This is a genomic window from Parabacteroides timonensis (assembly GCF_900128505.1).
GTDB lineage: Bacteria > Bacteroidota > Bacteroidia > Bacteroidales > Tannerellaceae > Parabacteroides > Parabacteroides timonensis.
The window spans coordinates 2,366,738-2,379,451 of record NZ_LT669941.1 but is presented as its reverse complement, the minus strand read 5'-3'; the positions used below and the strand labels follow the sequence as shown (position 1 = coordinate 2,379,451).

Here is a 12,714-nt window from a genome sequence, read left to right as displayed (position 1 = left end):
ATGAAGAAAACATGTACAAATATTGATTATAAAGTTCTCTTGGAACCGACCGGAGATCCTTTTGTTGATTCAGGAGGATATGTGTTAAAGGCTTTATCTGATTATTATCCTGAATGTGATGTGTTGGAATTAATCATGTTAGCTACTAAAATATATGTGGATAATTGGGATGCGAAGATTAATCCGTTCTTTCTGAATTCAAAAATAACACAACCTGCTTTTAAAGCAGAGAAGAAAAAAGAAGAAACGAAATTATACTTTTTGGGTCTTTTGGAAGAAACTTTACCATATATTGTTGGCTATTGTAGAGTTACCGGAAGAAAAACGAAACTTTTTCCGGCAGGTAGAGATAATACGGTTTTATCCGGTTCAGGTACGTTCGTGAATTTTCATAATTTTTTTGATACAGGAATTATGTTATCGAAAGAAGCATTGATACGATATCATTTTCTTCCTTTGGGATGTGAGTTGCTTCAAGGTAGAGTTTGTGTGATTAGTAGTACAAACCAGCCAACTACTGAGCTATATGCAAAAGAATGTTGTGATAGAATATTATATGATCTAGGGCAGAATGCTTCTCTGGGATTATTAAGAAATGAGTCTCGATCCCCTGGGACAGCTATATTTAGATTTTTGGATAAGGTGAGTATGCATTATGCAGATAATAATATCGGAAGTGAATATATAACACTTTATCATTTTACAAACTTTGGAGCAAGTCCTGATGTACAAATTTATACGCTTCCGTCCCAAGCCTTTGATTTTTATAAAGAAACACGTAAAGCACAATATAAGACAAACTGGAATATTTTTGTGAATCATCATTATAGATGTTCCGATTATAAGAAAATACAATACAATGATGAAACAAATTCTTTTATAGCCTTAGATAAAAAACAGGAAATAAGCATAAATGAAGATAATTTCAAGTTTTGGAGAAATATTATTTATGACAAATTGCTGATAGGAGCAAATATTATTAGTGATGTCAGGAAATGGAGTGTGTATCACCATTTTGATTTAGAACTATTAGAGTGTTATTTAATTAATATACAGAGTATGAAAAAGGAAACTGTTGACAAAATAAATCAAATAGCAGATTTTATTCTTAGCTATAATTCGGAAGTAGACATGAAAAAGGTCTTGACAAAACTGAATGGCGTGAAGAATCCATATTTGTTGAGACGATTTGTATTGAAAGTAATAGAAGATAATTATAGGAGAGGAAATGAGATGCCTCTTGTCACTGTAGAGGACTATGTAGATTACTTATTTCCAGATTCAAACTCCTGGATGGAAACACGTGATGTTCTATTGATTTCAATTTATCAGAAATTACATGAAAGACATTTGAATGTGGAAGCAGAAGAAACAGTTTTCGATGAAAAAGAATTTGTCGATGATGAAGTTTAACCTTATAATATAAACAATATGAATGAAAATTTAAAAGTTCAGGGATTTTACCTGATAGACGTCGATGTGGTGGCTTTGAACAATGCAGGAAAGAACATTATGTCAAATTTTGATAATGCAGTAGCGACTAAAAGTATTATCAAGAATGGTCGTAACTATACTTATGTATCAGGACAGGCAGTTCGTTTTTGGTGGAGAGATTCTTTGCAAAAGAATTGTGGTTGGAAACTTTCTCCTGTAATTCGCGAAGATAAAATAGCATATACAAATGCTAATCCGATAGAATATCCGGATGATGATGTCTTTGGATACATGAGAGCCGCTTCTGAAGAGATTATTGATGATAAGGGAAAAAAGAAAAAGGTGAATGTCACTGTAACAAGGGTATCTCCTTTAAAAAATTCGGCAATAGTGTCGGCCTGTGCTGTGCGTCCGGTTGAAAGCTGGTCCAGTATGGCACGTCAGGAAGGTGATTCAGTGCCTTATGGAAAACAGGAATATAGTGCAATAATGAAGGGCATGTTTAGCCTGGATTTGAATATGGTTGGAACTTTTTCTAATTATAATAAAACTGGTTTCCAGAATCTTTCAAAAAAATTGAAAGATGAAGCTATGGAAAATGGTTGTATTGAAAAAAATGATCCTTTTGTTACTGGACAAAAATTGATTCAACTCCCATTAGAAACTCGTGTTCAACGGGCTTGTGATACGATTAAAGCTTTAAAAAATATTTCAGGTGGAGCTATGCAAACCAATAATATGGGAGATGTAACTCCTAAATTTATAATTCTTGCATCGACTAATTCCGGTAATCATCCTTTCTCTCACGTTGTGTCAAGTTATGGTGATCGGGATGAGATGGTTAAGTTGAATACAAAGGGAATAAAAGAAGTTATTAATGAGTATCATGACGATTTTATCGGGAAAATTTTCATAGGAAGAAGAAGTGGCTTTTTTGATGAGCAGGATGATGCATTGATATCTTTGCAACAGGAATATCAAAATGTTATTGTCTATGGGCCTGTAAATGCAATGATTGATGCTTATTGTGAGCAAATAACTAATCTGATGAAATAATGAAGGCTTACCGTATTAAAATAAGTTCATGGACTTCAAGTTTTCGCTATCCCAATATTATATCCGGGTTCCAGCCTACATTGCTTGTTCCTCCTATTAGTACGGTATTGGGAATTTTGAATGCCTGTGCTGGTAAATATCTTGTTCACAGTGAATTGCTTTTAGGCTATTATTTTGAATATGAGGGAAAATCCGTTGATTTGGAAACAATCTATCAGGTTGAACTAGACTCAAAAAACATCCCCAAAAATCAAGTGAAATCCAATGTGATTAGGAGAGAGTTTCTTTTTGAAAACTGTCTGTATCTTTATTTAGTTGATTTAGAGTTGGTGAGATACTTTCGTAATCCCTACTATTCTATTTTGTTAGGAAGAAGTTCGGATTTAGCTTCTGTCAACTCTATAGAAGAGGTTGAATTGAATGAAGTTATAGGTGCATGTAAGATTAAAGGACAAATTGTACCTTTTAAAGAAAATTGTTTACCGGGGGCTATACAGGCATTGCCAAAATATTTTACGGAAACAATACCTCGTAATAACATAGGAACTGAAGCTTATTCTGTTATACCGTATAATGCAGCTGATGTACAGACACATTTAACTGCGTATAGAGATTGTATTGAAGAAAAACAAATTGATATTTATTTTCATCAATTGAATTTTGCCGAATATATATGAGTGTGACTCTTCCTCAGAAACCTCAGGTTCTGGCTAAGTCAGAACCTGAGGTTTCTTTAAAACAGCATATAGATGATTGTTTAATCATCTATGAACAGTTGGTTAAGTGCTTTCCTAATTTGCCCTTGGCGGATCGTAAAGTATTTTGGAAACTAGTGCATGACTGTATCGTATTTCATGATACAGGAAAGTCGCATAGTGAGTTTCAACGCATACTTTATAAATACTCACCAAATACCTGGAACCATCAAAGGCATGAAATATTTTCACTTTACTTTATTAAACAAGCTGATATTCCAGATAAATGGAAAGAGCTTATATATTATGCAGTGATAGGACATCATAGAAGCCTTGATGAAATATATGAATTCGTTCTTGATAATTATGTATCAGTTGCTCGACCTGGTTGGTATTCATGTGATAATCTGTCTTTTGAAGATGAATGTGGAAAGTTATGGAGAAATAAAATTTGGAAGATCTTAAATGTTTATGGTTTTCAAAAGATCAACGATGATATTATAGATATTGTTTCTCTTGTAAAATCATACCATCATACTCCTTGTTGTTTGTCGGATAATGTATTTATGCGATGTTTATTGCTGATTGGATTTGTGAAACAATGTGACCATCTGGCATCCGCTGGTATTACAAGACTTTATAAATTGTCTGATGCTAATTTTTCTTTTTTATTTGAGTATCCTTTATATAAACATCAAGAAGAAGCATATCAACTCATAGGTAATGTAATATTATCGTCTCCAACCGGATCAGGAAAAACAGAAACATCTATTTTGTGGTTAAAACGTCAATTAGAAAAAAGAGGTGAAGGTCGAATATTTTATGTATTACCTTACACAGCTTCCATTAATGCCATGTATGAAAGACTAAATATGAAGTTTAGTGATGGTTATGCATCTAGTGATACTCATTGGGTCGGAATGCTTCATGGAAAGCTGTCACAATATATAGAGAATAAGATGTCATCTGATAAATCTTGGAATGCAACGGGGAGGGAACAACTGATACAAGATTTTAAAACATTAGTTACTCCAATGAAAATAGTTACTCCTTTTCAATTGTTGAAGTATTTATTTGGACTAAAAGGTTTTGAAAAGGGAATGTCAGAGTGGTCAGGTGGATATTTTATTTTTGATGAGATCCATGCTTATGATAGTAAAACATTTGCTCAGATTATAGTTTTATTAGAATTTTGCTCGCGATATATGAATGTAAATGTTTTTGTAATGACTGCAACTTTACCTTCGTTTATGTTGCATATTTTAGAACGGGCAATAGGTGAACATAGCAGAGTAGTTGCAGATGAAAATTTGTATAAAAAATTTGATAGACATAAAATTAGTATAGAAGAAGGAGTATTACAGAATTCGTTAGATTTAATTCAAAAGGATCTTGATGAGGGAAAAAAGGTCCTTGTTGTATGTAATACAGTTGAACAAGCACAAAATGTTTATAAGAGCCTCTATATCCAGGGAAGCAAATTATTACTTCATGGTTCATTTAATGCAGAAGATCGTAATAAAAAAGAAATTAAACTTCAAAATGAGGAGATACAGCTATTAGTAGGAACTCAAGCTATAGAAGTTAGTCTGGATATTGATTATGATACGATTTATACAGAGCCAGCTCCTTTGGATGCATTAGTTCAGCGCTTTGGTCGAGTGAACAGAAAACGTCAAAAGGGGTTTTGTGTTTGTCATGTTTTTGATACGCAAAATGAAAAAGATAAGTTCATTTATAATGAAGCGATTGTTTCTCGTTCGATAGAAATCCTCTATAAAATAGAGGAAAAAGATAATGGGGTCATTCATGAGAAAGATTTACAAGCATATATTGATAAGGTATATCCAGATTGGGAGGATTGTCAAAAAGAGGATTTTGATATAACCTATGAAATGTTGTCTTTAAGTATACGTAATCGATTGAAACTTTTAGCCTATGATGAAAAATCAGAAGATATGTTTTATAAACAATTCGATGGTATTAAGGTTCTTCCTGTTTGCTTAGTACAACAATATCAAAAATACCTTGATTCATGTCAATTAATAAAGGCTGAAGGATTATTGGTTTCAATTAGAGAGAGTCGTTTTTTCGCATTGTTAAAAAATAAGGAAATAAGTAGAGAGACTTTTTGTTATACTAAAATGAATGACGACAGACTCAATAATAAATCTATCTTGGTTATGAAACGTGCTTATAATGAGGAAATAGGGCTTCAGATATCTAAAATAGATAATATGAATGAACAATTGTTTTTATGATTAATTATAATCAAACTTGTTATGCAAATCACCGGAACACATTTCAATTATTATCAAATATGCAAACGAAAACTTTGGTTGTTTGCTAATGGTATCAATTTTGAGCATACTTCAGATTTAGTGTATGAGGGAAAATTGATCCACGAAGATTCCTATCCGCAACGTTCAAGTAAATATGAAGAGGTAGAGGTCGATGGGATTAAAGTGGATTATTATGATGCAACGAACAAAGTAATTCATGAGATAAAAAAATCTGATAAAATAGAAACAGCGCATGAATGGCAATTGAAGTACTATTTATATGTCTTTGAACGTAATGGCATTGTTGGTTGTTCCGGTGTTTTAGAGTATCCGACATTGAGACAGACAAAACAAGTCGTGTTAAGTGATGTTGACAGAGAGACGCTGAATGAAATGAAAGGAGAGATCAGCCAAATAATTCATTCGGATATTTGTCCTCCTAAAGATAAAAAGCGTATCTGTAAAAACTGTAGTTATTATGATTTTTGTTATATTGTAGAACCAGATGATTTATGAAAAAGACATTTTATTTGTTCAATCCCGGAATATTGGAGCGAAAAGATAATACATTGAAATTTATTCCTTATTCAGATGATGAGGATGGACGAGAGGTTTTGGGGACTCCCCGGTATTTGCCTATTGAAGATATCAATGAATTTTATGTGTTCGGTTCTTTGCGTGCCAATAGTTCATTGTTTAATTTTCTAGGGCAGAAAGATATTGCAATGCACTTTTTTGATTATTATGAAAACTATACAGGTTCGTTTATGCCGAGGGATTCTTTGCTTTCCGGAAGGATGATTTTAGCTCAGACATCTGCTTATCAATCAAAAAAGAAACGTATGGTAATTGCACGAAAGTTCATTGAAGGAGCAGCTTATAATATGGTAAAAAATCTGCAGTATTATAATCGCAGAGGAAAAGACATGGCAGATATTATGGATATAATCAATAATTATGCTGAGAAAATTTCTGGTACGGAGTCTGTAGATGAATTGATGGGGGTAGAAGGAATGATCCGTCAAACATATTATGAGGCTTTCAATTTGATCTTAAATGAGTTTGAAATGGGCTCTCGGACAAAACAACCTCCACAGAATGAAGTAAATGCTTTAATGTCGTTTGGAAACATGATGTGTTATACTTTATGTTTGAGGGCTATACATCAAACACAACTGAACCCGACGATCAGTTATTTACATACCCCTGGTGAGCGACGTTATTCATTGGCTTTGGATGTGGCTGAAATTTTTAAGCCTATCATTGTAGATCGAGTGATTTTTAAGGTTCTAAATCGTAAAGAGATACAAAGTAAACATTTTGACAAGAAGTTAAATAAATGCTTGCTAAACTCATCAGGAAAAAAGATATTTGTAAAAGCGGTTGAAGATCGGCTGGAAGAAACGATACAGCATCGTTCCCTGGGTAGAAAAGTTAGTTACAGACATTTGATCAAACTGGAATGTTATAAGTTAGCTAAGCATTTATTGGAAATAGAGGAATATAAACCTTTTAAAATGTATTGGTAATGTATGTGATCTTAGTTTATGATTGTGGAGAAAAACGGGTTGCGAAGATGTTAAAACTTTGTCGACGTTATTTGAACTGGATCCAGAATTCTGTCTTTGAAGGTGAGATCTCCGAAGTTCGTCTAAAGGAATTGATAATGCAGGCAGAAGCCTTTATGGATAAGACTTGCGATAGTATCGTTATTTTTAAGAATGCTTCAAAAGTGACAATGGATAAACAGATTATAGGTAAAGAACGTAGTTCTATTGATATATTCCTTTAGTTTTTAATATCTGTCGATCACATGACCTTTGAAGATTTCTATCGCTTAAAACATTAAAGAAGATCTTTGACTTGTTGATTTATAGTCTTTTATCTAATATGTCGACCTCCAAGGTTTTTTATATTATTGGAGGTCGACATATTTTATCTCAAGAAATATGTATTTTTTACTTTAGAACTTGTTGATATATAAATCTTTGTGATTTTTAATAGATAAGGTATTAATTGAACTAACTAGAATAGAAATCGAGTTGAAGGGAAAACGTATCTAACCCATTGAAGTATTAATTGAACTAACTAGAATAGAAATTATCTGAGCGACATTTATAAAAAAAACGAACGTCCGGGTATTAATTGAACTAACTAGAATAGAAATTCGGGAACAGCCTCTTTCAGTGCATCCAAAGTATCGTATTAATTGAACTAACTAGAATAGAAATAATCTCGTTTAATTCGCCTTTAAAACTGAACTGAAGTATTAATTGAACTAACTAGAATAGAAATTATTCAAGATGTGCCCCATTCCGGAATTGCTCCATGGTATTAATTGAACTAACTAGAATAGAAATCGATATATGGATTAGTCCTGTCACAGGCAAGACCTTGTATTAATTGAACTAACTAGAATAGAAATAATGGATGACCTAAATTTGTAATGCATCAAATAAGTATTAATTGAACTAACTAGAATAGAAATGTGCCCAATGGCTACTACAACACTTAGGGCATCCCGGTATTAATTGAACTAACTAGAATAGAAATTGACGATTACAGTTGAATCTTTGATTACTGTCGAATGTATTAATTGAACTAACTAGAATAGAAATGTGAAAAGCAGAGCGAAGATGAAAATTGGTATTTAGTATTAATTGAACTAACTAGAATAGAAATATGTCTATACAATATTATGGAGATGAAAATATATATGTATTAATTGAACTAACTAGAATAGAAATCATATACACGCTGTTTGTCTGTTGTCTTTCGAGATGTATTAATTGAACTAACTAGAATAGAAATACGGAAACTATTTGAATCTCTTTCCCGGGCCGCGTCGTATTAATTGAACTAACTAGAATAGAAATGGAATTTCGTCGTATTCTGACGCGTATTCCAAATCAGTATTAATTGAACTAACTAGAATAGAAATCCAGTATTTGCAGGAACCGATGTTCTTCCCGCTTCGTATTAATTGAACTAACTAGAATAGAAATGTCAATAGACTGGGGCCTTTCGGCATTTATATATGTATTAATTGAACTAACTAGAATAGAAATACACGTATCAGTGTCCCCCCTGCTTCTTTTGATAAGTATTAATTGAACTAACTAGAATAGAAATTCACTAAATAGATCCGAATACCGACTGTTGAATTGGGTATTAATTGAACTAACTAGAATAGAAATATTGGTTTGCCGGGATGGTCATTGAGTTCTTTCGTGACGTATTAATTGAACTAACTAGAATAGAAATATGGTTGGAAATAGGGGGGAAGATTGTACCTGGTGGTATTAATTGAACTAACTAGAATAGAAATAGGCAGAAATGTCCCTGGCTCCACAGATGTACAAGTATTAATTGAACTAACTAGAATAGAAATGTTGTCTGGGGAGATCAGAAAACCGTAAAAAGCGATGGTATTAATTGAACTAACTAGAATAGAAATGTTCCTTCAGTCTGGCATGTATGTTTTCAAAATAAGGTATTAATTGAACTAACTAGAATAGAAATAGCTGAAAAGACCGGCATTGAAATATTCACAAATGTATTAATTGAACTAACTAGAATAGAAATCCGCCTAGCCTTCCTCCACCTACTTCCTGCCAGTTGTATTAATTGAACTAACTAGAATAGAAATCTTGGTATATATAACTCATCCCGGTATCAGAGAAGTATTAATTGAACTAACTAGAATAGAAATTACGTTTTAGCAGCTGCTGCAGTTGCTGCATTAGGGTATTAATTGAACTAACTAGAATAGAAATGGTTTACAACCTTAGCTATTCCGTTATAGAACTCCTGTATTAATTGAACTAACTAGAATAGAAATATGGAGCCTCTAACCTAAAGGAATTAAACTTTATGCGTATTAATTGAACTAACTAGAATAGAAATTGTGCCAACTGCTACCGACACATCTTATATTGATAAGTATTAATTGAACTAACTAGAATAGAAATGAATTTACGCTTTAACTCCGGGAGCTCCTCGTATAAGTATTAATTGAACTAACTAGAATAGAAATGCTGTATGCCCTCCTGATAATGGGAATGTTGAATTGTATTAATTGAACTAACTAGAATAGAAATAGAAGAAAAAGAACGTATTCCAATTCCAGAAGAGGTATTAATTGAACTAACTAGAATAGAAATGATGCATTCGCTTTAGAGTATCTTGAAGTGAAAAAGGTATTAATTGAACTAACTAGAATAGAAATAAATTATGAATGGTTATTTCTTTCATCTTCTTTTAGTATTAATTGAACTAACTAGAATAGAAATGACCTTGACAAAATTCGTCTTATTGTCGAAAATGGTATTAATTGAACTAACTAGAATAGAAATGGCCTTCGCGCTCGAGAGCAACACGGCGCGGCCGTGTATTAATTGAACTAACTAGAATAGAAATGCACGAATAAAACCTTTGGATAATCCTTGAATAGATTGTATTAATTGAACTAACTAGAATAGAAATAATGAATTTTTCAAGCATACTCCAAAGCGTCGACTGTATTAATTGAACTAACTAGAATAGAAATCATCAACAAGTAACGAACCTCCTTATTAATCGACTAGTATTAATTGAACTAACTAGAATAGAAATATTGAAACCATGCGGTAATATTACTAGCTAGAGCTGTATTAATTGAACTAACTAGAATAGAAATGATCAATGCAGGACTCCCCGTTTAATTCCTTCCAGGTGTATTAATTGAACTAACTAGAATAGAAATACAAATTCATATCGTATCCGCGAATATACAAAATGTATTAATTGAACTAACTAGAATAGAAATAGAAAATTGGCACTGGTAAAAGGGTTCATTCCGAAAGTATTAATTGAACTAACTAGAATAGAAATCGCTGTTTGATATTTAAAAGAGCCTTCTGGTGATTGAGTATTAATTGAACTAACTAGAGTAGAAATTCTGATAGTAATGCCGGCAGGGTAATACTGTATAATGTATTAATTGAACTAACTAGAATAGAAATGGGTTTCAATGGTTCCAATCAACTGCTCGATAGGGAGTATTAATTGAACTAACTAGAATAGAAATATGCAAGTTGGTTCGTTAGGTAACAGATCTTTATCCGTATTAATTGAACTAACTAGAATAGAAATTTCATAGAAATGCCTTATATGTGTTTGTTCCCTGGTATTAATTGAACTAACTAGAATTTATTGAAAATAAAAAGTTAAGTCATAATTTAAAATATTGGCTTTCCAGACTAAATCGTGCCTCTCCACCGAATTTTTGTATCTTTGCCCCTCAAAGTAAAGTACACAAGGCAATATGATCAGTTATTTACAGATAGACGGACTGACCAAGAGCTTCGGCGATTTGGTTCTTTTTGAGGATATTACATTTGGTATTGCACAAGGTCAGAAAGTGGGCCTTATTGCAAAGAACGGTACAGGTAAAACAACTTTACTGAATATCATTGCCGGAAAGGAGGATTATGATAATGGGGCGGTTGTGTTTCGCAACGACCTGCGTGTCGGTTATCTGGAGCAGACACCTGTTTATCCGGAAGGGTTGACTGTTCTGCAAGCCTGTTTCTATTCTCCGAACGAGACGGTTCGTCTGATTGCCGAGTATGAAGAAGTGATGGCGAGCGATGATCATTCCAACCTGCAGGATATCCTGATGCGTATGGATAACCTGAAAGCCTGGGATTATGAACAACGTGCCAAACAGATCCTTTCGCAGTTGAAGATCACAAACTTCGATCAGAAAGTAGAACATCTGTCCGGTGGGCAGTTGAAACGTGTGGCATTGGCTAACGTTCTGATCACCGACCCCGAACTGATCATTCTCGATGAGCCGACCAACCACCTCGACCTGGAAATGACCGAATGGCTGGAAGGTTACCTGAGCCGTGCCAATATCAGTATCCTGATGGTTACTCACGACCGTTATTTCCTGGATCGTGTCTGCAGCGAGATTATCGAAATAGACCGTCAGCAAATTTATCAGTATAAAGGTAATTACAGTTATTATCTGGAAAAACGTCAGGAACGGATGGAGACGATGAACACAGAAGTAGAACGTGCCAACAACCTGTTAAGGAAAGAGTTGGAATGGATGCGTCGTCAGCCGCAGGCACGCGGTACGAAAGCTAAATATCGTATCGATGCTTTTTATGAACTGGAAAAGAAAGCCAAGCAGCAACGGGATAACGGTAATGTGAACCTGGATGTGAAAGCATCCTATATCGGTTCGAAGATTTTTGAAGCGGAACATGTTACGAAAAGTTTCGGCAGTATCAAGATTGTAGAAGATTTCAATTATATTTTTGCCCGTTACGAAAAGATGGGTATCGTAGGTAACAACGGAACAGGGAAGTCTACCTTTATTAAAATGCTGATGGGCGAAGTGGAACCGGATAGTGGACGCTTCGATGTCGGCGAAACAGTCCGTTTCGGCTATTACAGTCAGGATGGTCTGCAGTTTGACGAGCAGATGAAGGTGATCGATGTCGTGCAGGATATAGCCGAATATGTCGATCTTGGGGACGGTAAGAAGTTGGGTGTTTCCCAATTTCTGAATTATTTCCTGTTCACTCCCGAAAAGCAGCATAGCTATGTCTATAAGCTGAGTGGTGGAGAAAAACGTCGTTTATATCTGTGTACCGTCCTGATGCGCAACCCGAACTTCCTGGTACTGGATGAGCCGACCAATGATCTGGATATCGTGACCCTGAATGTATTGGAAGAGTACCTGCGAAACTTTAAGGGTTGTGTAATCGTTGTTTCGCACGACCGTTACTTTATGGATAAAGTAGTCGATCACTTGTTAGTATTCCGTGGTAATGCCGATTTGAAGGATTTCCCTGGTAATTATACCCAATACCGTGACTGGAAAGAGGTGCAGGATCAGTTGGAGAAAGAGGCTGAAGCAGCCCGTCAGCCCAAACAAACACCGGCTCCTGAAAAGAATAACCGTCCGCAGCCTGAGCAGAAAAAGAAACTTACTTTCAAGGAGCGGAAGGAGTTCGAAGCACTGGAAGCGGAAATACCGCAGCTTGAAGCCGAAAAAGCTGAACTGGAAACGGCAATGAGCAGCGGAACTCTTAGCAACGATGAATTGATGACTAAGTCGGAACGTATTGCGAAAGTAATTGAAGAAATCGACGAAAAGACAATGCGTTGGCTGGAGCTAAGTGAATTGGCTTAATACGATATTACATATATAATATAATGTACGGGTGGGAGTATTTCCATCCGTATTTAAT

Annotated in this window: 8 protein-coding genes and 1 CRISPR repeat array; all 8 genes read left to right on the top strand. The window is 34.5% G+C overall.

What is annotated here, in order from left to right; translation table 11 throughout:
• A complete protein-coding gene (locus tag BQ7394_RS17145; protein WP_075560090.1) occupies positions 1-1,413 on the top strand; it encodes a hypothetical protein in 1,413 nt (470 codons plus the stop codon).
• Positions 1,414-1,431: 18 nt separating this feature from the next.
• The gene (cas7i, locus tag BQ7394_RS17140; RefSeq protein WP_075558544.1) at positions 1,432-2,490 is read left to right on the top strand and encodes a type I-B CRISPR-associated protein Cas7/Cst2/DevR; all 1,059 of its coding nucleotides are present in this window, start codon (positions 1,432-1,434) and stop codon (positions 2,488-2,490) included.
• Positions 2,490-3,167 (top strand): type I-B CRISPR-associated protein Cas5b, encoded by a 678-nt coding sequence (cas5b, locus tag BQ7394_RS17135; protein WP_075558543.1) that lies wholly within the window; start codon positions 2,490-2,492, stop codon positions 3,165-3,167. Before cas7i ends, cas5b begins: the two co-directional genes overlap by 1 nt.
• Positions 3,164-5,446, top strand: coding sequence for a CRISPR-associated helicase/endonuclease Cas3 (locus BQ7394_RS17130; RefSeq protein WP_075558542.1), 2,283 nt, complete (start codon positions 3,164-3,166; stop codon positions 5,444-5,446). Before cas5b ends, BQ7394_RS17130 begins: the two co-directional genes overlap by 4 nt.
• Before the next feature lie 21 nt (positions 5,447-5,467).
• On the top strand, positions 5,468-5,983 hold the full coding sequence (cas4, locus tag BQ7394_RS17125) for a CRISPR-associated protein Cas4 (protein WP_075558541.1): 516 nt from the start codon (positions 5,468-5,470) through the stop codon (positions 5,981-5,983).
• Positions 5,980-6,996 (top strand): type I-B CRISPR-associated endonuclease Cas1b, encoded by a 1,017-nt coding sequence (gene cas1b / locus BQ7394_RS17120; RefSeq protein WP_075558540.1) that lies wholly within the window; start codon positions 5,980-5,982, stop codon positions 6,994-6,996. Before cas4 ends, cas1b begins: the two co-directional genes overlap by 4 nt.
• The gene (cas2, locus tag BQ7394_RS17115) at positions 6,996-7,259 is read left to right on the top strand and encodes a CRISPR-associated endonuclease Cas2 (protein ID WP_075558539.1); all 264 of its coding nucleotides are present in this window, start codon (positions 6,996-6,998) and stop codon (positions 7,257-7,259) included. Before cas1b ends, cas2 begins: the two co-directional genes overlap by 1 nt.
• Before the next feature lie 217 nt (positions 7,260-7,476).
• A CRISPR array of direct repeats spans positions 7,477-10,663; the repeat unit is 29 nt; unit sequence GTATTAATTGAACTAACTAGAATAGAAAT.
• A 109-nt stretch (positions 10,664-10,772) separates the two neighbouring features.
• Positions 10,773-12,656, top strand: a complete 1,884-nt coding sequence (locus BQ7394_RS17110; RefSeq protein ID WP_075558538.1) for an ABC-F family ATP-binding cassette domain-containing protein — start codon at positions 10,773-10,775, stop codon at positions 12,654-12,656.
• The last annotated feature ends 58 nt before the right edge of the window (positions 12,657-12,714 follow it).